This window comes from Pseudomonas sp. GW823-FHT04A03, assembly GCF_058796615.1.
In genome coordinates, this window is record NZ_JBXAIV010000010.1 from 58,050 (window position 1) to 78,599 (window position 20,550).

Here is a 20,550-nt window from a genome sequence, read left to right on the forward strand (position 1 = left end):
TCGAACAAGTACCCACTGTGGGTCTCCGCTATTGATGAAAACGCGCGAAGCTTACGCCCCGATGTCTGGAGAGTAAACCCGCAAAAGGAAGTGTGTCGGGGAATGTGGCGGGTGTTCAGGAAGGGTTCAGGATTGCCCCCCGAGATCGCCGAGATCGTTCCCACGCTCTGCGTGGGAACGATCAGGCTAAAAAGGATACTTAGCTGGCAGTGGCCAGCAACAGATCCATCACCGAACGGCTGTGCCCACGGTTCTTGCCATGCTCATACAGCGAGCCGGCAATCTCGTCCGCGCGAATCGGCAGGATCGACAGCAGCGTATCGCTCAGACCGTGGCTGGCCTGGCAGAAGCCCTGCATGTACAGACCGGCCTTGCAGCGCTCGTCGGTGATCAGTTTGTAGTTGCGATCGACTTCGAAATCGCCCAGGTACTCCTCCAGCGGCGCCAGCAATTTGCGGTGCATCTGACGCTCGTAACCGGTGGCCAGCACAACCGCGTCGTAGGCACGCACGGTGACTTCGCCGGTGGCGTTGTTGCGCACGGTCAGTTCGATACCGCGTTCGGTGGCGGTGGCTTTCTCGACAGTGGTCAGGGTGCGGAACGCATGGCGGGCAACACCGGAAACTTTCTGGCGATAGAAGATGCCGTAGATGCGCTCGATCAGGTCGATGTCGACCACCGAGTAGTTGGTGTTGTGGTACTCGTTGACCAGACGCTCGCGCTCACTGCTCTTCTGCTGGAAGATCAGGTCGGTGAATTCCGGCGAGAACACTTCGTTGACGAACGGGCTGTCGTCCGCCGGCTTCAGGGCCGAGCCGCGCAGGATCATGTCGACCTGCACCGACGGGAACGAATCGTTGAGGTCGATGAAGGCTTCCGCCGCGCTCTGCCCGCCACCGATGATCGCGATGCTCATCGGCTGGTTGTTGTTGCACGGCTGCTTGGCCATTTCCGCCAGGTACTGCGAGTGATGGAACACCCGGCCATCACCCTTCAGCGCCTTGAAAGCCTCGGGAATACGTGGTGTACCACCGGCGCTGACCACCACCGAACGTGCGGTGCGCACGAACTGCTGGCCGTCCGTACCACGGGAAATCACCCGCAGGGCTTCGACCTGATGGTTGTGCAGCACCGGCTCGATGGTCAGCACTTCTTCGCCATAGCGGCTCTGTTCGGTGAACTGCGCAGCCACCCAGCGCAGGTAGTCGTTGTACTCCATGCGGCACGGATAGAAGGTGCCGAGGTTGATGAAGTCCACCAGACGACCGTGATGCTTGAGGTAGTTGACGAACGAGTAAGGGCTGGTCGGATTGCGCAGGGTCACCAGATCTTTGAGGAAGGAAATCTGCAGCTCGCTCTGGGTCGACAGGGTATTGCCGTGCCAGCTGTAGTTGGGTTGCTTGTCGAGAAACAGCACATCCAGCTCGCCCTGAGTCGGGCCGCGCTCTTGCAGAGCGATGGCCAGCGCCAGGTTCGAAGGGCCGAAACCGACGCCGATCAGGTCGTGAACGATGGGCGATGCAATTGCCTGTGTCATTTCCAGTGTCCTCTGGATGAACCCCCGAACAGCGCGGAGGAAGAGCTTGGGTGACCGGCCGGCCCGGAGCAGGACAGCAGATCGTCTGTTGAGTAGGAACGAGGACAGTGAAATAAAATTTAACGACGACGGCTCAATGGGCATCCCATTGTTTGATTCGAAGGCGGCAATGTTTCATGGCGTTGACGATGTGCTTTTCCACCAGAGCCTTGGAAATGCCAAGGTGCTCCGCAATCTCGGGGTGCGACAGGCCTTCGATCTTGCGCAACAGAAAACTCTCGCGGCACAGCGGCGAAAGCTCGGCCAGCGCGCGCTGCAGCATGTCCAGACGCTGGCCATGATCGAAGGTGCTGTGGGGGGACGGGGTGAAATAGCGCTCTTCGCTGTCGAGCACTTCCAGCGATTCGACCTGACGCAGGGCATTGCGCCGATGGTCGTCGATCACCAGGTTCAGCGCGGTGCGATAAAGGAAGGCTCGGGGCTGTTCGATCGGCGTATCGCTGGAACGCTCCAGAACCCGCACATAGGCGTCATGCACCACATCTTCGGCGACCTGACGGTTGCCGAGCTTGGCGTTCAGGAAACACACCAGCTCACGATAGTAGTTTTCCAACATGACTCCCGGCCGCTTGAGTGCGGGTTCTGTCCTTTAGCACACCGTTCTGCTGAGCCGCACGAGGCAGTAGCAAGATAGTGGCAACTTGAGGTGCGTAATTTATAGTAATTCTCATATAGATTTAAAGTAGTGTTTGTCGTTGCCCGATAAATTGTGGCCGGCTATACCTTCAGATTGCTGTAACAACCTGTTTCGCCGCTTAAATTACGTTCCGCATTCATCGTTTAAAGGACAGCTCCCCGTGTCTGTCGCGCCCTGCGGCAGCGTTCAACGGTGCCTGATCCTGTGCACTCCTCTGAACGACGGGCCGATTTCCACTGGCCGGAACCCTGCATGAAACGTCCCCGCCCCGCCCGACGCGCCCTGCTCGTAGTCCTTTGTCTGATCCCTGTTGTCGCCTACGCCGCCTGGCAGATCCTGCCCCCCGGACGGGACAAGTTCGCCACCGTACAGGTGACCCGCGGCGATATCGAAAGCAGCGTCACCGCACTGGGCACCCTGCAACCACGGCGTTATGTGGACGTCGGCGCCCAGGCGTCGGGGCAGATCCGCAAGATCCACGTAGAGGTCGGCGACGTGGTCAAGGAAGGTGAGCTGCTGGTGGAGATCGATCCGTCGACCCAGAAAGCCAAACTCGACGCCGGACGTTTTTCCATCGAAAACCTCAAGGCCCAGTTGCAGGAACAGAAAGCCCAGCACGAACTCGCGCAACAGAAATACCAGCGCCAACAGAACCTGGCCGCGGGCGGCGCCACCCGCGAAGAAGACGTGCAGACCGCCCGCGCCGAACTGAAAGCCACCCAGGCGCGCATCGACATGTTCCAGGCGCAGATCCGCCAGGCCGAAGCCAGCCTGCGCAGCGATCAGGCCGAACTCGGCTACACCCGCATTTATGCACCGATGGCCGGCACCGTGGTTGCCCTCGATGCCCGCGAAGGCCAGACCCTCAACGCACAACAACAGACACCGCTGATACTGCGCATCGCCAAACTGTCGCCGATGACCGTATGGGCCGAAGTTTCCGAAGCCGACATTGGCCACGTCAAACCGGGCATGACCGCCTACTTCACCACCCTCAGCGGCGGCCATCGACGCTGGAGCAGCACCGTGCGGCAAATCCTGCCGGTGCCGCCCAAGCCGCTGGACCAGACCAGCCAGGGCGGCGGCAGTCCTGCCAGTTCCAGCAAAAGCGGCAGCGCTCGCGTGGTGCTCTACACCGTGCTGCTGGATGTCGACAACGCCGACAATGCACTGATGGCGGAAATGACCACCCAGGTATTCTTCGTCGCCAGCCAGGCAAAGGATGTTCTCACCGCACCGGTTGCCGCCCTGCAAGGCACTGCCACTGCAAACCGGCAGACCGCGCAGGTGATCGCCGCCAATGGCGACATCCAGTCCCGCGAAGTGCACACCGGAATCAGCGATCGCTTGAAAGTCCAGGTACTGGAAGGCTTGAACGAAGGCGACCACCTGTTGATCGGCCCGGCCGACGGCAGCGGAGGCTGAATGCAGACGCCCCTGATCGACCTGCAGGACATCCGTAAATCCTACGGCGGTGGCGACGCGCCTGAAGTGCATGTGCTGCGCGGGATCGACCTGTCGATCCACGCCGGGGAATTCGTGGCGATTGTCGGCGCTTCCGGCTCCGGCAAATCGACGCTGATGAACATTCTCGGCTGCCTCGACCGGCCCACCTCCGGCGAATACCGTTTCGCCGGGGAAAACGTCGCCGGCCTCGACACTGATGAACTGGCCTGGCTACGCCGCGAAGCCTTCGGATTCGTGTTTCAGGGCTATCACCTGATTCCGTCCGGCTCGGCCCAGGAAAACGTCGAGATGCCGGCGATCTATGCCGGCACCCCCGCCGCCGAACGTCACGCCCGCGCTGCCGCCCTGCTCGATCGCCTCGGTCTGGCCTCGCGCACCGGCAACCGTCCGCACCAGTTGTCCGGTGGTCAGCAGCAGCGGGTGTCGATCGCCCGGGCGCTGATGAACGGCGGCCACATCATCCTCGCCGACGAGCCCACCGGCGCCCTCGACAGCCACAGCGGCAAAGAAGTCATGGCGCTGCTCGACGAGCTGGCGAGCCAGGGCCACGTGGTCATCCTGATCACCCACGACCGCGAAGTCGCGGCGCGGGCCAAGCGCATCATCGAGATCCGCGACGGCCTGATCATCAGCGACAGCGCCCGGGACAATCCCGAAGCCCAGACCACGGCCAACCCCGGCGCCTTGCAAGCCGTCGACCTGCGCAAGCGCCTGAGCGAAGGCGCGCAAGCCTCCGGCGCCTGGAAAGGCGAACTGGTAGACGCCCTGCACGCCGCCTGGCGGGTGATGTGGATCAATCGTTTCCGCACCGCACTGACCCTGCTCGGGATCATCATCGGCGTAGCCTCGGTGGTGGTCATGCTCGCCGTGGGCGAAGGCAGCAAGCGTCAGGTCATGGCGCAGATGGGCGCGTTCGGTTCGAACATCATTTACCTGGGTGGCGTCCCTCCGCACCCGCGCGCACCGCAGGGCATCATCACCCTCGACGACCTCGCCGTGCTCGCCACCCTGCCGCTGATCAAGCAGATCATGCCCGTCAACGGCGCCGAAGCCGTGGTGCGTTTCGGCAATCTCGATCACAACAGTTACGTGGGCGGCAATGACACCAACTTCCCGAAGATTTTCAATTGGCCGGTGGTTGAAGGGACTTACTTCACCGCAGCCGACGAAGCCAGTGGCGCTGCGGTTGCTGTCATCGGCCACAAAGTCAGAAGCAAGTTGCTCAAGGACGTCGCCAACCCCATCGGGCAGTACATCCTGATTGAAAACGTGCCCTTTCAAGTGGTCGGGGTTCTCGCGGAAAAAGGCTCCAGCTCCGGCGATTCCGACAGTGACGACCGCATCGCCATTCCCTACTCCGCCGCCAGCACGCGCCTGTTTGGCACGTATAACCCGGAGTACGTCGCCATCGCCGCCGCCGATGCGCGCAAGGTCAAGGAAACCGAACAGGAAATCGAGCGCATGATGCTGCGCCTGCATAACGGCAAAAAGGATTTCGAACTGACCAACAACGCCGCCATGATCCAGGCCGAAGCGCGTACGCAAAACACCCTGTCGCTGATGCTCGGCTCGATTGCCGCGATTTCGCTGCTGGTCGGCGGGATCGGCGTGATGAACATCATGCTCATGACCGTGCGCGAACGCACCCGCGAGATCGGTATTCGCATGGCCACCGGCGCCCGCCAGCGCGACATTCTGCGTCAGTTCCTCACCGAAGCGGTGATGCTCTCGGTGGTCGGCGGGATCGCCGGGATTGCCTTGGCGCTGATCGTCGGTGGTGTGCTGATCCTCAGCGACGTCGCCGTCGCCTTTTCGCTGCTGGCGGTGCTCGGCGCTTTTGGCTGCGCCCTTGTCACCGGTGTTGTCTTCGGCTTCATGCCGGCCCGCAAAGCTGCCCGGCTCGACCCGGTCACGGCCCTTACCAGTGAATGATCGATCTATGAAACCGCGTCTCAGTCTGTTGACCGTGTGCCTGATTCTCAGCGCCTGCGCCAATCCCCTCCAGCGTCCGGACAGCGGCTTGCAACCGCCCGCCGCGTGGCAGTCAGCGCAGACTGCCAGCAGTGCCCGCAACAACCCGCAATGGTGGACGCAGTTTGGCAGCCAGGAGCTTGATCGCCTGATCGAACAGGCTCGCACCGGCAGCTTCGATCTCGCCGCCGCCATGGCCCGGGTACGCCAGGCCCAGGCCGGCACTGTGATCGCCGGCGGCTCACAATTGCCAGAAGTGCAGGCCACGCTCAATGCCAATCGGCAGAAACTGTTACGCGGCAATGGCTACAGCCAGCTGGATGCCGACAGTAGCAACAAGGCCGTGGATTACTTCGACGCCAATCTGAATGCGAGTTATGAAATCGACTTTTGGGGAGGCAAGCAGGCGTCGCGCGACAGTGCGCAATTCGCCTTGCAGGCCAGCGAATTCGACCGCGCCACGGTGGAGCTGACTTTGTTCGGGAGTGTTGCCGACACCTATGCGCAAACCTTGTCGCTGCGCGAGCAGAGCCGCATTGCCGAACTCAATCTGGCCAACGCGCAAAGCGTTTTGAAACTGGTGCAAACACGTTTTGATTCAGGCTCGGCCACCGCCCTGGAACTGGCTCAACAGAAAAGCCTGGTAGCGGCCCAGCAACGGCAATTGCCGCTGGTGCAGCAACAAGCCCGGGACGCTTCGATCAGCCTCGCTGCCCTGCTGGGTCGACCCGTTCAGGAACTTGCGCTGAACCGGGAATCGTTTGATCAACTGCATTGGCCGGAAATCGCCGCTGGCGTACCAAGCGATCTGCTCAATCGCCGCCCGGACATCGCCCGTACCGAAGCGCAACTGGCCGCCGCCGAGGCCGACGTCAAAGTTGCGCGCGCCGCCATGCTGCCCAAGGTCACTCTGAGTGCCGATATCGGCTCGGGGGCCGACCAGTTACGCGACGTTCTGCGCAGCCCGTTCTACAACCTGACTGCCGGACTGATCGGGCCGATCTTCAATAACGGTCGTCTTGGCGCAGAGCGCGACAAGGCCACTGCACGTCAGGAAGAACTGCTGCAGAACTATCGCGGCGCGATCATCAACGGCTTCGCCGATGTCGAAAAAGCCTTGAACAGCATTCGCGGCCTCGACGAACAACGGCAATGGCAAAGCGAGGAACTGCGGCAAGCGCAATCGGCGTTCGACATCGCCCAGAGTCGCTACCAGGCCGGCGCAGAGGATTTGCTGACGGTACTGGAAACCCAACGCACGCTGTATGCCGCGCAGGACCTGAATGTGCAGTTGAGATTGTCACGCATGCAGGCAAGCATTGCGTTGTACAAGGCGTTGGGCGGCGGCTGGCAGGCACTGGCATCGCGCTGACCTGCAAACGCAATCGCCAGCAGGCCGGCCCCCACAACATTCATCGGTGCAATTGAATGTGTGGGCGTCGGCCTGCTGGCGATTGCAGTGAAGACCGTCTCAGACCGTCGTCTGTTTGGGCTTCAGATGACGCGCATACCATGGACGCTGCGGTACCTTGCGGAACAACGACGACAACACCTTCTCGTCATCGCTGAAGGTGATGCGCAGGGCCAGCTTCATGGTTTCCGGATCCATCTCCACTGACTTGCCTGGTTGCAGGCCCGGCACCGTGCTGCAGCCGTGGGTGCTCGGCCCGAGCCACGGGTCGGCGACTTCCACCCAGCGTCCCGGTGCAAACCACGGCACACCATTGACCTGCAGGCGACTGACTTCACCCGGATGAAAGCGTTCGTGCGCGCGGAACCAGTCTTCCAGACGATCATCGATCCAGCCATGGAACGCCCAGAACACCGGGCTCACATGAGAGGAGAACGGATCGCCCAGGAAATCGTTTTCAGCGGCGTACCAACGCGCGGAAAAATCGGCCGGATCACGCGCAAATGGCACCGGGTGCCCGTTGGACGGATCGCGTGGCACGGACGCCCACCGCATGTGCAGCCAATCGTGCAGCCCCAGTTCAACCTCCGAACCGAACTGCCCCAAGGTCAGTTTGGCCAGGTAGCGCGGGTCACGGTAGCGCGATTCCCATACCAGGAAATTGCTGTGATACGTCTCGGCCGTCTTGATGTCGCTGACCCATTGCGAGTATTCGTCATCATCTTCGGCCAGCCAGGTCGGCGGCAGCGAAGTGCCGTCGTGATTGTCGAAATAATCGGCAAAGCCCTGGCGATCGCGGATCAACTCCGGCTGCGGTAGCGGAAAATGCTGCCACGACGGCAGATCCTGCATTGAACGCGCCGTACCCAGCATGTGCCGGTGCATGAAGAAGAAATCGATCCCCGAACCATTGCGATCCTTGCGCGGGCCACGGGCGTCGCGCTCCTTGTCACGCGGGCCGGGCTGCCAGCCGATACCGCGCAGGGCGCCGCGCTTTTCCTCGCTCAAGGTATGCCACTTGTCGCGGCTGGCATGCCAGAGCTGGTGGAACAAACGGTGCTCGGGGGAGATCAGCCAGGCCAGCAACGTCGGGTTCAACCCTGTGCGTTCGCGGGCCTCGGGGAACACACGTTTGACGGCAATGAAACGATTGTCCTGCGCCGTCAGCATCAACGGCCGATCAAGGTTGAGGACGCGCCCGCTGAGGCTGCCGCTGCCGGCGTTGCCGAAACCGCCCCAGACTTCATCCAGCGCCATGTTGAATTCGTAGCCCGGTGCACCGTCCACCGCTGATGTGCTGACCAGTCGCCAACTCAACTGCGAGGCTTTGACATCGGCGAGGTCCGCGAGAATTCGATAGCGCGGTGCCTGAGACGAGCGCAAACGCTCGGCCGTGTCGAGAAAACCGATAACACCGCGCCCTTTGTGGGCAACATCGAGAAACACTTCCAGGCCGTCTCTGGGCAAACCCGCGATACCGGCGTCATGACCCTCGAAACGGATCTTCCAGACACCGCGCAGCGCATCAGCCAGGCGCTGCCCGGCAACATCCGCGATGTCGAACGACGCCTCACCCGGGGTGATCGTCGGATCCGGCTTCGTCCATTCACGATGCCCAAAATACGCTGCAGGCACAGCGGCGCCGGTCAGTGCCAGGCCCGCCATGAACCATCGTCGAGAAATCTTCATTGCCCTACCTGTGTCAGCCATGAAGCAGGCTTTATCCAAGCTAGAACGTTTGTTGCAGAGGTAAATTTATGGCGTCCCGAAAAGATCGCAGCCTTGGGCAGTGCCTGCATCGGGCTGCGTTCTTTTCGCCCAGACCTAAATTACCCGGCCGCTCAGTCGTTCCACCCAGATAGCGAAGGCCCTTGCGCCTGCACCTCGACGGCGAACCTGACTGAGATGGCAATGACAAAACCACGTTCGAAAAAGGCTCTTTACATCGGCCTGCCGCTGGCCCTGGCGATCAGTGCTGCCGCAGGCTTTGCGGTCTGGGAGCACTGGTTCAAGGACAATCCCGGTTACCCGGTCAAAGTCATGCAGCAAGCCGATGAGTTGCAGGATCGCATCCTCTCTTTCGACAGCCACATCACCGTGCCGCTGGATTTCGGCACCGCCGGCAATGAAGCCGACAAGGATGGCAGCGGCCAGTTCGATCTGGTGAAAACCGCCCGCGGGCGCCTGTCCGGTGCCGCCCTGACGATCTTCGGCTGGCCGGAAATCTGGAACGGTGCCAACGCTCCACACCGTCCGACTGCCGGGTTTGTCGAAGAAGCACGCTTCGAACAGGAAACCCGCTACAAGATCATCAGCACCCTGGTGCGCGATTTCCCCAATCAGGTCGCCATCGCCTACACCCCGGACGATTTCCGCCGCCTGCATGGCGAAGGCAAGTTTGCGATTTTCATGAGCATGCTCAACGCCTATCCACTGGGCAACGATCTCAACGCCCTGGACAAGTGGGCCGCACGTGGCATGCGCATGTTCGGTTTCAGTTACGTGGGCAACAACGACTGGGCCGACTCTTCGCGACCATTGCCGTTTTTCAATGACACCCGCGATGCGCTTGGCGGTCTGTCGGACATTGGCAAGCAGGCCGTGCACCGCCTCAACGATCTGGGCGTAATCATCGATGTCTCGCAGATGTCGACCAAGGCACTGGAACAGGTCGCACAACTGAGTCGCGCACCGATCGTGGCCTCCCATTCGGCACCGCGGGCGCTGGTGGATATCCCGCGCAATATCAGCGACCAGGAAATGCAACTGATCAAGAACAGCGGCGGCGTCGTGCAGATCGTCGGCTTCCCGACTTACTTGCGCCCGTTGAGCCAGACAACCCAAGACAAGCTCAACGCGTTGCGTGCGAAGTTTGATCTGCAGCCGCTGCAGGGCCTGGAGATGGCGCTGATGCCGGGCGACCCGATCATCACTGTGTGGCCGGAACAACGCTTTGGCGAGTACGCCGGCCAGCTCTACGCAATCGTCGACGAAGAACCCAAAGCCAACCTCAAGGACTTCGGCGACGCCATCGATTACGCGGTGAAGAAAATCGGCATCGACCATGTCGGCATCAGCTCCGACTTCAACGATGGCGGCGGCCTGGACGGCTGGAAGGACGTCAGCGAAGCGCGCAACGTAACCGCCGAGTTGATCTCGCGCGGCTACAGCGAGGCCGACATTGCCAAATTGTGGGGCGGCAACTTCCTGCGGGTCTGGGAACAGGTACAAAAATCCTCCAAACCGGTCGTCAACCGCTGACACCTCTTCGAACAAGCGATCTGATCTCATGACCAACCGTCGTTCTTTCCTCAAACAGGCTGGCATCCTTGCCGCCAGCCTGCCCCTGGGCGCTGCCGTCAACCTGCCGGCCCGTGCCGCCGATCCACAACCGCTCGCCGGGAACAAATGGGCCCGATTGCGCCAGCTGTTCGATCAGGACCCGGATTACCTGCATTTCGCCAACTTCCTCGTGACCTCCCATCCGCGCCCGGTGCGCGAAGCCATCGAACGCTATCGAGTGACCCTCGACCGCAATCCCGGGCGTGCGATGGATTGGGATCTGGGTGAAACCGAAAAACGCGAGCAAGCCGTGCGCGAATGGGCCGGTCGCTACCTCAAGGCCAAGCCCGAGCAGATTGCCCTCACCGGCAGCACCACCGAAGGTCTGGCGCTGATCTATGGCGGCATTCATGTGCGTGCCGATCAGGAAATTCTCACCACCGAACACGAGCATTACTCGACTAACTACACGCTGGGTTATCGCCAACAGAAAGATGGCGTAAAGGTGCGCAAACTGAAGTTGTTCGACAGCAGCGCAAAGGCGTCCGTCGACGAAATACTGACCCGGATCGACCAAGGTATTCGTCCCGAAACCCGCGTACTGGGCATGACCTGGGTGCAATCGGGCAGCGGCGTGAAACTGCCGATCGGGGAGATCGGCAAACTGGTGGACCGGCACAATCGCCAGCGCGAGGAAAAGGATCGCATTCTGTACGTCGTCGACGGCGTGCATGGTTTTGGTGTCGATGACCTCGACTTCCCCGACATGCATTGCGACTTCTTTATCGCCGGCACCCACAAGTGGATGTTCGGCCCACGTGGCACCGGAATCATTTGCGCACGGTCCAGCGAACTCAAGGACGTCACCCCGACCATCCCGACCTTCTCCGAAGCCACCACGTTCTCGACCATCATGACCCCCGGCGGGTATCACAGTTTCGAACACCGCTGGGCGCTGGACGAAGCGTTCAAGCTGCATTTGTCGCTGGGCAAGCGCGAGGTGCAAACGCGCATTCACGAACTCAACACCTACGCCAAGAACCGCTTGCTGGAACACCGCTCGATTGAACTGGTGACACCCCGCAGCGCCGATCTGTCCGCCGGTTTTACTTTCTTCCGGATCAAGGATCGCGACTGCGATCAGGTCGCCGCCCGGCTCATGCAAAACCGCGTGGTGTGTGACGCGGTGGAGCGCGACGCCGGCCCGGTGATCCGCATCGCACCCGGCCTGCTGAACAGCGAGAACGACATCGAGCGTTTCATGGCCGTACTCGACAAACAGTTGTGACACCCCGCTTTCCTTTAAACGAGATGACTCATGAAACGTGATCTGTTGACCCCTGCCCACGGCGCCAGCGCGCTCAAGGCACTGGCCCTCGCCGCCCTCATGACCGGTCTGCTGCCGATTGCCGCCCAGGCCGCGACACCGCCCGCCGCAGGTAAAGTATTCAAGGACTGCAAAGACTGCCCGGAAATGGTCGTGCTACCGGCCGGCACCTTCACCATGGGCACGCCGGAGGATGAAGTGGGCCGCGAACCTGACGAAGGCCCGATGCATGAAGTGACCTTCGCCAAACCCTTCGCCATGAGCCGCTTCCAGATCACCGCAGGTGAATGGGACAGCTACATTCGCGAGAGCGGTGCGGTGATCGCCAACGGCGACACGCGCCCCGGTCGCGAGTGCATCGCAAGCAAACCGCGCTACCCGCAAACCCCGCGTCAGCCAGCCGTGTGCATGGACTTCCAGGACATCAAGAACTACGTCGCCTGGCTGTCGAAAAAAACCGGACAGAAGTACAGCATGCTCAGCGAAGCCCAGCGCGAATACGGAGCCCGGGCAGGATCCAAAGGCCCTTTCCCCTTCCCGTTCGACGAGGGCAAGGGCTATAGCATCGCCAAACACGCCAACACCTACGGCCCGGCGGACGGTTACAGCTTCAGCTCGCCGGTGGGCAGCTACCCGGCCAACGCCTTTGGCCTGTACGACATGCACGGCAATGTCTATGAGTGGGTCGAAGACTGCTACCACCCGGACTACAACGGCGCGCCAACCGATGGCAGTGCGTGGCTTGAACCCAACTGCGACACCCTGCGCATTCGTGGCAATGACTGGGGTGAAGCGCCAGTGTTCTCTCGTTCGGGCAACCGCAACGACATCGATCCGAAGACCCGTGGCGACTGGATCGGTTTCCGTGTCGTGCGTGAGTTGTAATCGGCAGTAACGCTTCTCCCCCTCCCCCGGTCGCCGCCAGTCGGCGACCGTCTAAATTAAGCACCGGATCAGACGTTCTACAGGGTATCTGCCTTTACGACCCAAGGAACTGTCCTGTCATGACCCAGCCTACGCGCGGTGCAATTCATGAATTGTTCACCCTACTCAAACCTTTTCGGCTCGTCGTTGCACTGTCGGTCATTCTGGGTATGGTCGGTGGCCTGAGTGTCACGGTCCTGCTGGCCACCATCAATAACGCGCTGCACTCCGAATCCGGTCTGACCCAAGGCGTGGTCGCGCTGTTCGGCGGCCTGTGCGTGCTGGCGCTGCTCAGCTCGATCTGCTCGGACATCGGCACCAACTATGTCGGCCAGCACATCATCGCCACCCTGCGCAAACAACTGGGCGAGAAAGTGCTGTCGGCACCGATCGAACAGATTGAGCGCTACCGCAGCCATCGCCTGATTCCGGTGCTGACCCACGACGTCGACACCATCAGCGACTTCGCCTTCGCCTTCGCGCCCCTGGCCATTTCGCTGACCGTCACCCTCGGCTGCATGGGATATCTGGCGATGCTGTCGTGGCCAATGTTCCTGATCATGGTCGTGGCGATCCTGATCGGTACTGGCATCCAGTACTTCGCCCAGGGTCGCGGGATCAAGGGTTTCTTCGCCGCCCGTGACGCCGAAGACGAACTGCAAAAGCACTACAACGCGATTGCCGAAGGCGCCAAGGAACTGCGCATTCACCGCCCGCGCCGCCAGCGCATGTTCAACAGCGGCATCAAGGGCACAGCCGATTTCATCTGCAAGACCCAGATCAAATCGATCAACACGTTCGTGATTGCCAAGAGTTTCGGCTCGATGCTGTTCTTTGTGGTCATCGGTCTGGCGCTGGCCCTGCAATCGTTCTGGCCCAGCGCCGACAAAACCGTGATGAGCGGTTTCGTTCTGGTGCTGTTGTACATGAAAGGTCCGCTGGAACACCTGGTCGGCACCTTGCCGGTGGTCAGCCGCGCGCAGATCGCCTTCCGCCGCATCGCTGAACTGTCGGCGCAATTCTCCTCGCCCGAGCCGCATCTGCTGCTCAGCGATCAGGGCAAGAAAGCCGAGCCGGTGCAGAGCCTGGAACTCAAGGACGTGCGCTACGCCTTCCCGGCCGTAGGCGAGGCCAACCCGTTCACGCTGGGGCCGGTGAACCTGAAGATCGAACAAGGCGACATCGTGTTCATCGTCGGCGAAAACGGCTGTGGCAAGACCACCCTGATCAAACTGCTGCTGGGCCTGTATCCGCCACAGCAAGGAGAAATCCGCCTCAACGGCGAATGCGTGACCGCCCTCACCCGCGACGATTACCGCCAGTTGTTCACCACGGTCTTTGCCGACTACTACCTGTTCGATGACGTGGTGCAAGGCGATACGCACATTCCCGACGACGCCAACAAATACCTGCAACGCCTGGAAATCGCCCACAAGGTCAGCGTGCAGGATGGCAGCTTCACCACCACCGACCTGTCTACCGGCCAGCGCAAGCGTCTGGCGCTGGTCAATGCCTGGCTGGAGGAGCGCCCGGTGCTGGTGTTCGACGAATGGGCCGCGGATCAGGACCCGACCTTCCGCCGGATCTTCTACACCGAGCTGCTGCCCGACCTCAAACGCTTGGGCAAGACCATCATCGTGATCTCCCACGATGACCGTTATTTCGATGTCGCCGACCAGTTGGTGCGCATGGATGCGGGCAAAGTCAAAACCGCGCTCAACCCGGCCTGATACGCCAACCGCTCAGGGATGAGTTGATCCCGCTTTCGCGCGATAGCAGAGTTTTTCGCGGTTCGCGGGATTTTTTCCGGTTTTTACGCAGTGTTGCGTCTAATTATCATTAACTAATAAAACTGCACTCGCACTTCAGGAGCATCCCGAGCAAATGCAAGCCTTAAAGTTGTCCCGCACCCCTCTGGCCGAGGCCATCTCCCGCCGCAATCCGCGTGGCGCAATACTGTCAGGTGCTCTGCTGACGCTGATGCTGTTGGGCAGCACGCAGGTTCAAGCGACGCCGGTCGACGTCAACATCCCTGCGCAACCGCTGTCCCGGGCACTGCAACAGCTGGGGCAACAAGCCAATCTGCAGATTCTCTATAGCCCGGAATCCCTGGCTGGCCTGAACTCGAACGCGGTCTCCGGTCACCTGGAGCCGAAACAGGCGCTGGACAACTTGCTGCTGGGGAGCGGCATGACCTATCAACTGACCGGCAACTCGGTTTCGCTGGTACCGGCCACCGGTGCCGGTGCGGGAAACGCACTGGAGCTTGGCGCGGTATCGATTTCCGGCAAGGCGCCGGGCTCGACCACTGAAGGCTCCGGGCTGTACACCACGTACTCGTCCAGCAGCTCGACGCGCCTGAACCTGACACCCAAGGAAACCCCGCAGTCGCTGACCGTCATGACCCGTCAGCGCCTCGACGACCAGCGCCTGACCAACCTCAGCGACACCCTCGACGCCACACCGGGCATCATCGTGCTGCGTGACGGCCAGGGCGCAGAGTCCGACGGTTACTTCTCCCGTGGTTTCGAGATCCAGAACTTCGAAATCGACGGCGTGCCGACCGTCAAGCGTATGGACAACTACACCCAGAGCATGGCGATGTACGACCGTGTGGAAGTGGTGCGTGGCGCCACTGGTTTGATCAGCGGCCTGGGCAGCCCTTCGGCCACCATCAACCTGATCCGCAAGCGTCCGACCGCCGAAGCTCAGGCCAGCGTCACCGCTGAAGCCGGCAACTGGGATCGCTACGGCACCGGTTTCGATGTCTCCGGGCCGTTGACCGAAACCGGCAACATCCGTGGCCGTCTGGTCGGCGACTTCAAGACCGAACAGTCCTGGATTGACCGCTACAAGCAGGATTCGCAGCTGATGTATGGCATCACCGAATTCGACCTGAGCGAAGACACCCTGCTGACCATGGGTTTCAGCTACCAGCGCACCGACGTCGATTCGCCAATGCGTTCGGGCCTGCCGACCCGCTTCACCGACGGCTCGCGCACCAACCTCAAGCGTTCCCTGAACTCGGCGCAAACCTGGTCTTATAACGACCACGAACAAACCAGCTTCTTCACCTCGATCGAACAACAGTTCGCCAATGGCTGGAGCGGCAAGGTTGAACTGACTCACTCCGAGAACAAATTCGACGAGGTCTTCAACTACGTCAACGGCGGCCTGAACCCCGACGGCAGCGGCACGACCCAACTGCCGGTGCGCTTCTCCGGCACCCCGCGCCAGAACAACATCGACGCCTACCTGACCGGTCCATTCGGCCTGCTGGGTCGCGAGCATGAGCTGATCGCCGGTGTGACCCTGTCCAACTACTACGAAAACGTGCCGAGCTACGGTGGCTGGAAATACGACTACTCCGGCTCCCCTGCCGGTGCCATCGACAACCTGCTGAACTGGAACGGCGACTCGGTCAAACCCGAATTCAACGTCACCGGCAAATCCACCGTCGATGAAACTCAATACGCCGCTTACCTGGCCACCCGCCTGCGCGCTACCGATGACCTGAGCATCCTGCTCGGCAGCCGCGTGGTCGACTGGCATCGCGACATCGAAGACAAGCCGTACGGCGCAGCAGAAACCAAGACCAAAGAATCGGAAACCGGTGTCTACATTCCATACGCGGGTGTGGTCTACGACGTCAACGACACCTGGTCGCTGTATGCCAGCTACACCAAGATCTTCAACCCGCAATCGTCCTGGGTACGCGACATCAACAACAAGCCTCTGGACCCGATGGAAGGCACCGGCTACGAAGTCGGCGTCAAGGGCAGCCACTTCGATGGCAAGCTGAACTCCAGCTTCGCGCTGTTCAAGATCGAGCAGGACAACCTGGCGATCTGGATCGACACCCCGGGCGGCAACACCTACAAATCCGAACAAGGCACCACCACCAAAGGTGCTGAATTCACCCTCGATGGCGAACTGGCCGAAGGCTGGCAAGCGTCTGCCGGTTACGCCTATGCCGTCAGCACCGATGCCGATGACCAGCGCATCGTCACCACCCTGCCCCGTCACAGCCTCAAGACCTTCACCAGCTATCGCCTGCCGGGCATTCTGGACAAAGTCACTGTGGGCGGCGGTGTGAACTGGCAGAGCAAGACCGGTGCCGACCTGCATACCTTCCAGCAAGGCAGCTACGCCGTCACCAACCTGCTGGCACGCTACGACATCAGCAAAAACCTCAGCGCCTCGGTCAACCTGAACAACGTATTCGACCGCGAATACCTCAGCTACGCCGGCGACCACGGCATGTACGGCGCACCGCGCAACATCATGACCGGCTTCAAGTACACGTTCTGATTTAACCGCTGCAATAAAAAAGCGCCCCGGTAAGACCGGGGCGCTTTTTTTATGGGCGCTGAATTCTCCGACCTGGCTGTATGTAACATCCTACAAGACTCCCGGAAACCTCCAGTCAGCTTCTGCTGTAACTTGAAATGGCAGGAAGCGATAAACATTTCAAACGCAAGTCAATCAAACAACCGCACATTCAAAAGGATATGAATATGCCGCAAAACCCTCCACCGTGGGTGTGGGACGTCGCTGTCGAAATCAACGACAAAGCACCGCGCCACGTACCGCCTAATCCCGCTACTGGCACCAAGATGCCCAACAGCGGAATGTTCGGCCCGCCACGAAACTCTACGCGCTACCAACAAGTACTGGATCATTTCACGACACCTCTGGCGGCGGAGTACCAGAACAAAACCGCACAGATTCCACACATGATCGAAGCGGATCTATCTGCCGCACGGCAAGAAGTTTCTACTCAGCCGCTACCACCGGCGGCATCGCTGATCCGTGAACTGGGTGTACGCAACAACGTCATCCAGCGAAAAACTGCAGAAATGCACCGGCAAACCCAGCTGTCCCACGGCTTTTATGGCAGCGACCCCACCGACAAAACTGTTTATCAATTCCTCTCCCGCGCCCAGATCGTGGACAAGATCCTGAGTCCCAACGGTCCGGGGATGAATTTATGGAAGCAATCCTATCGAGCAGCGCTCGAAGCCAGATTGCTGGCTCAGACCCTCACCGTTCTGCATCAACAACAAGCCAATGTGCACAACTGGCTGACCACCGTGCAGGCCAACGAACAGGCACAAGCCGCTGCCGCCGAAGCGGCGCGTCAGGCTGCCGAGCGCGCCAGAATCGCCGCTGAACAGCAGCGTCAGCAGGCGCAGGCAGATGCAGCACGTCGCCAACGTGAACAGGCAGAGGCGCAGCGCGCGGCTGCTGAACGTGCCCGTATCGCCGCCGAGCAGCAACGTCAACATGCATTGGCCGAAGAAGCTCGTCACCAACGTGAACTCGCAGAGGCTGAACAGGCGCGGGTTCAAAGAGAACAGGAAGCACAGCGCTTGAAGGAGCAGCATCAGGCGCAGAGGAAGGCCAAACGGAAAAAGCAGCAGCAGGCGCGCCGGGCCAGGGCCAGATTGGCTGCGCAACACAAACGCGTGCATGAACAATGGCAAGCCGAGAGCGACGCCCGCTGGCAAAACCCGACGTTCGCCAACGTTGGCTCAATGGCTGCATTTGATTCAACGTTCAGCGGCACACTCGGCCACATCGCCACCAGCCAGGCCACCTCACTGGCGCTCAGAACCGCTTTGCGCACAGCCGTTTCGGTCGTGAGCGCCGCGGCTGCGCCCGTTCTGGTCGGTTTCGCAGCACTGCTGATGCCATCCAGGCTGGGCAATGGTGATCTTTATTCGGCCAGCGTTCCGCTCTCGGAACTCGCTCCCGATCTGAACGCTGTAGACCTGTACGAACGGGCGACCAGCGGCAAAGACGCTGACCTGCCGGTAAGGCTCGGTTCCAGGACGATCGGCAACCGCGCGGAGATTGTTGTCGTCGGTACGGACGGCGTCACAGTACCTGCCAGCGTGCCGGTAAGACTGGCCCGTTTTGATGCTGGCAAAAATTCGTACGTCTCCGGCGACGCCGAGGCCAAGGGTCCCACCCTGACCTGGACACCTTTGGTACAACCGCTGAATCCTTCGACGGATTTGCCGTTCGCCGACACCGACCTGCCGATCTACGAAGGTGCAACGGTCACCCCGCAAGGCGGGCGAATCGACCCCTTTCCCGAACTGGACCAGTACGACTTCGGTGGCTTCATCACCGTATTCCCGATCGAGTCCGGCATCCCGCCGACCTTCACGATGTTCAGGGATCGTCGTCAGGATCCGGGAGTCGCTTCGGGGAATGGGCAAGTGATATCGGGGAATTGGCTGGGGGCCGCGTCAACCCCGGACGGTGCGCCGATACCCGCGCAGATTGCGGATACGCTGAGGGGACAGGAATTTTCCAGTTTTAAAGCGTTTAGGCGGGCATTTTGGAAGGCAGTGGAAAGTAATGAGCAATTAATGCATGAGTTTCCATACTTTAATCAACTCGATATCAAAAAGGGGCTTTCACCACGTGCCCCCCAAGCAGAACATGTAGGGAGAAGGGTAAAAATAGAGATACATCATGTTGTGCCTATCGGTGAAGGTGGCATGGTTTACGATGCAGACAATCTCCGACTGTTGACACCGCGCCAACACATAAAAATCCACGCCAAGCAGAGGAGGACCAAACAATGAAATTTAAATCCAGGTTTGAAGAATATACAGAGTCAGAGTTTATCGCCCTCATAAACCGCTTGGTTGAAGGAGACTACTCATCCGAGAGAGAGCACGACGCAATAGTGGACAACATAGTGAAAATTTCGGAACACCCGAGCGGCTCGGATATTTTGTACTACCCGGCCGAGGGGGTCGAAGACAGCCCCGCTGGTGTATTAAAAGCCATCAAGGAATGGCGGGCCACCAACGGAAAACCAGGTTTCAAACCGGAATAGTCAGTTCCTGAAACGCGCTGTCAGAGGCGCTCTCTTCGCGAGCAAGCCCGCTCCCACGGAGACGGGTGTGATGGCCTGATGTGTGGACGCGCACATCAGGCCAGGTCGGATCAGACCGTTTCCGGATACATCACGGTGCGCAGCACGCTCACCAGTTCCTGATAGATCGCCTCCACCTCTTCGGTGACCATGCGCATGCGCAGGAAGTCATGCACGTGGCCGCTGAATTCGCGGCATTCGAGTAATCCTCCGGCGCTGGCCAACCGTTCGGCGTAGGCGCGGCCTTCATCGACCAGCGGATCGAAACCGGCCAGCGCCACGTAGGCCGGGGCTGCGCCGTTGAGGTCGGGGCTCAGCAGTGGCGAGAAGCGCCAGTCGCTGCGATCCTCGATGCTGCGGGCGTAGTGCTGGTAGAACCATTCCAGCGTTTCGCTTTCCAGCAGGTAGCCTTCGCCAAGCAAGTCCATCGACTCACGGCGCTGCGAGGCGTCGGTCACCGGGTAGCAGAGCAATTGCAGGCACGGTTTCAGCGCGCCGGGTGCGCGCGCCTCAAGCGCCAGCACGGTCGCCAGCGTGGCACCGACGCTGTCGCCGCCAAACACCAGGCGCGACAGATCAAGATCGAATTCGCCGGCCTGTTCGCGCAGCCAATCCAGGGCATCGGCACAATCGTGCAACGCCACCGGGAATTTATGTTCCGGCGCGCGGCGGTAGCCGACCGACAGCACTGCACACGGCGTGCGTGCGCAGAATTCACGGCAAATACCGTCGTGGGAATCGAGGCTGCCGACGACAAAACCACCGCCGTGCAAAAACAGCAGCACCGGCAAAACACCGCCCCTGTGCAACGGACGGTACAGCCGCAAGGTCAGCTCGGCGCCGTCGCGGGCAAGATGCCGCACCTCACTCACCTCGACATCCGGCACCGCCCAACGCATCTGTTGCGAGGACTGCTCGAACGCCTCACGGGCCTGCTCGGGTGTCCCTTGGTGAAACGCGTCGTTCTGACTGTCTTCGACCAGATCAAGAAACGCCGCTACTTCCGAATTCAATGACATGCATCACATCCCGGGCCGAT

Annotated in this window: 14 protein-coding genes; 10 read left to right on the forward strand and 4 right to left on the reverse strand. The window is 60.6% G+C overall.

Annotated elements, in window-relative coordinates:
* Positions 1 to 199: 199 nt before the first annotated feature.
* Entirely contained in the window at positions 200 to 1,537 is a 1,338-nt protein-coding gene (locus AC1Q9F_RS22360) for a lysine N(6)-hydroxylase/L-ornithine N(5)-oxygenase family protein (RefSeq protein ID WP_207985565.1), read from the reverse strand.
* Positions 1,538 to 1,670: 133 nt separating this feature from the next.
* Complete coding sequence (locus AC1Q9F_RS22365) at positions 1,671 to 2,153, reverse strand: sigma-70 family RNA polymerase sigma factor (RefSeq protein WP_179692090.1); 483 nt, start codon at positions 2,151 to 2,153, stop codon at positions 1,671 to 1,673.
* 333 nt (positions 2,154 to 2,486) lie between these two features.
* On the opposite strand from AC1Q9F_RS22365, the gene AC1Q9F_RS22370 reads away from it, so the two are divergent.
* The 3 genes from AC1Q9F_RS22370 to AC1Q9F_RS22380 are packed head-to-tail and all read left to right on the forward strand — an operon-like array spanning position 2,487 to position 7,044.
* Complete coding sequence (locus tag AC1Q9F_RS22370) at positions 2,487 to 3,659, forward strand: efflux RND transporter periplasmic adaptor subunit (RefSeq protein ID WP_492620829.1); 1,173 nt, start codon at positions 2,487 to 2,489, stop codon at positions 3,657 to 3,659.
* Entirely contained in the window at positions 3,660 to 5,633 is a 1,974-nt protein-coding gene (locus tag AC1Q9F_RS22375) for a MacB family efflux pump subunit (RefSeq protein WP_179692092.1), read from the forward strand.
* A 7-nt stretch (positions 5,634 to 5,640) separates the two neighbouring features.
* The gene (locus AC1Q9F_RS22380) at positions 5,641 to 7,044 is read left to right on the forward strand and encodes an efflux transporter outer membrane subunit (RefSeq protein ID WP_492620830.1); all 1,404 of its coding nucleotides are present in this window, start codon (positions 5,641 to 5,643) and stop codon (positions 7,042 to 7,044) included.
* A 99-nt stretch (positions 7,045 to 7,143) separates the two neighbouring features.
* On the opposite strand, the gene pvdP is transcribed toward AC1Q9F_RS22380, so the two are convergent.
* Complete coding sequence (gene pvdP / locus AC1Q9F_RS22385; RefSeq protein ID WP_492620831.1) at positions 7,144 to 8,772, reverse strand: pyoverdine maturation tyrosinase PvdP; 1,629 nt, start codon at positions 8,770 to 8,772, stop codon at positions 7,144 to 7,146.
* A gap of 222 nt (positions 8,773 to 8,994) precedes the next feature.
* Between pvdP and pvdM the strand changes: the two genes are divergently transcribed.
* From pvdM to AC1Q9F_RS22420, 7 genes are all read left to right on the forward strand, one after another.
* Positions 8,995 to 10,344: a pyoverdine-tailoring dipeptidase-like protein PvdM gene (gene pvdM / locus AC1Q9F_RS22390; protein WP_492620832.1), complete on the forward strand. Its 1,350-nt coding sequence runs from the start codon at positions 8,995 to 8,997 to the stop codon at positions 10,342 to 10,344.
* A gap of 28 nt (positions 10,345 to 10,372) precedes the next feature.
* Positions 10,373 to 11,653: a pyoverdine-tailoring periplasmic protein PvdN gene (pvdN, locus tag AC1Q9F_RS22395; RefSeq protein WP_179692096.1), complete on the forward strand. Its 1,281-nt coding sequence runs from the start codon at positions 10,373 to 10,375 to the stop codon at positions 11,651 to 11,653.
* A 30-nt stretch (positions 11,654 to 11,683) separates the two neighbouring features.
* Complete coding sequence (gene pvdO / locus AC1Q9F_RS22400; protein ID WP_492620833.1) at positions 11,684 to 12,577, forward strand: dihydropyoverdine dehydrogenase; 894 nt, start codon at positions 11,684 to 11,686, stop codon at positions 12,575 to 12,577.
* A 119-nt stretch (positions 12,578 to 12,696) separates the two neighbouring features.
* Positions 12,697 to 14,346, forward strand: a complete 1,650-nt coding sequence (locus AC1Q9F_RS22405) for a cyclic peptide export ABC transporter (protein ID WP_207985556.1) — start codon at positions 12,697 to 12,699, stop codon at positions 14,344 to 14,346.
* A gap of 154 nt (positions 14,347 to 14,500) precedes the next feature.
* Complete coding sequence (locus AC1Q9F_RS22410; RefSeq protein ID WP_207985555.1) at positions 14,501 to 16,927, forward strand: TonB-dependent siderophore receptor; 2,427 nt, start codon at positions 14,501 to 14,503, stop codon at positions 16,925 to 16,927.
* 137 nt (positions 16,928 to 17,064) lie between these two features.
* A complete protein-coding gene (locus AC1Q9F_RS22415; protein WP_492620834.1) occupies positions 17,065 to 19,215 on the forward strand; it encodes a pyocin-S2/colicin E7-DNase domain-containing protein in 2,151 nt (716 codons plus the stop codon).
* On the forward strand, positions 19,212 to 19,472 hold the full coding sequence (locus AC1Q9F_RS22420; protein WP_492620835.1) for a bacteriocin immunity protein: 261 nt from the start codon (positions 19,212 to 19,214) through the stop codon (positions 19,470 to 19,472). Before AC1Q9F_RS22415 ends, AC1Q9F_RS22420 begins: the two co-directional genes overlap by 4 nt.
* 110 nt (positions 19,473 to 19,582) lie before the next feature.
* Here the strand turns inward: AC1Q9F_RS22420 and AC1Q9F_RS22425 are convergent, their stop codons facing one another.
* Complete coding sequence (locus tag AC1Q9F_RS22425; protein WP_492620836.1) at positions 19,583 to 20,530, reverse strand: alpha/beta hydrolase; 948 nt, start codon at positions 20,528 to 20,530, stop codon at positions 19,583 to 19,585.
* Between the last annotated feature and the right edge of the window lie 20 nt (positions 20,531 to 20,550).

Excerpts from the sequence above, each read along its gene's own strand:
- AC1Q9F_RS22360 (WP_207985565.1), bottom strand. The coding sequence starts at position 1,537 with ATGACACAGGCAATTGCATCGCCCATCGTTCACGACCTGATCGGCGTC.
- AC1Q9F_RS22365 (WP_179692090.1), bottom strand. The coding sequence starts at position 2,153 with ATGTTGGAAAACTACTATCGTGAGCTGGTGTGTTTCCTGAACGCCAAG.
- AC1Q9F_RS22370 (WP_492620829.1), top strand. The coding sequence starts at position 2,487 with ATGAAACGTCCCCGCCCCGCCCGACGCGCCCTGCTCGTAGTCCTTTGT.
- AC1Q9F_RS22375 (WP_179692092.1), top strand. The coding sequence starts at position 3,660 with ATGCAGACGCCCCTGATCGACCTGCAGGACATCCGTAAATCCTACGGC.
- AC1Q9F_RS22380 (WP_492620830.1), top strand. The coding sequence starts at position 5,641 with ATGAAACCGCGTCTCAGTCTGTTGACCGTGTGCCTGATTCTCAGCGCC.
- pvdP (WP_492620831.1), bottom strand. The coding sequence starts at position 8,772 with ATGAAGATTTCTCGACGATGGTTCATGGCGGGCCTGGCACTGACCGGC.
- pvdM (WP_492620832.1), top strand. The coding sequence starts at position 8,995 with ATGACAAAACCACGTTCGAAAAAGGCTCTTTACATCGGCCTGCCGCTG.
- pvdN (WP_179692096.1), top strand. The coding sequence starts at position 10,373 with ATGACCAACCGTCGTTCTTTCCTCAAACAGGCTGGCATCCTTGCCGCC.
- pvdO (WP_492620833.1), top strand. The coding sequence starts at position 11,684 with ATGAAACGTGATCTGTTGACCCCTGCCCACGGCGCCAGCGCGCTCAAG.
- AC1Q9F_RS22405 (WP_207985556.1), top strand. The coding sequence starts at position 12,697 with ATGACCCAGCCTACGCGCGGTGCAATTCATGAATTGTTCACCCTACTC.
- AC1Q9F_RS22410 (WP_207985555.1), top strand. The coding sequence starts at position 14,501 with ATGCAAGCCTTAAAGTTGTCCCGCACCCCTCTGGCCGAGGCCATCTCC.
- AC1Q9F_RS22415 (WP_492620834.1), top strand. The coding sequence starts at position 17,065 with ATGGCAGGAAGCGATAAACATTTCAAACGCAAGTCAATCAAACAACCG.
- AC1Q9F_RS22420 (WP_492620835.1), top strand. The coding sequence starts at position 19,212 with ATGAAATTTAAATCCAGGTTTGAAGAATATACAGAGTCAGAGTTTATC.
- AC1Q9F_RS22425 (WP_492620836.1), bottom strand. The coding sequence starts at position 20,530 with ATGTCATTGAATTCGGAAGTAGCGGCGTTTCTTGATCTGGTCGAAGAC.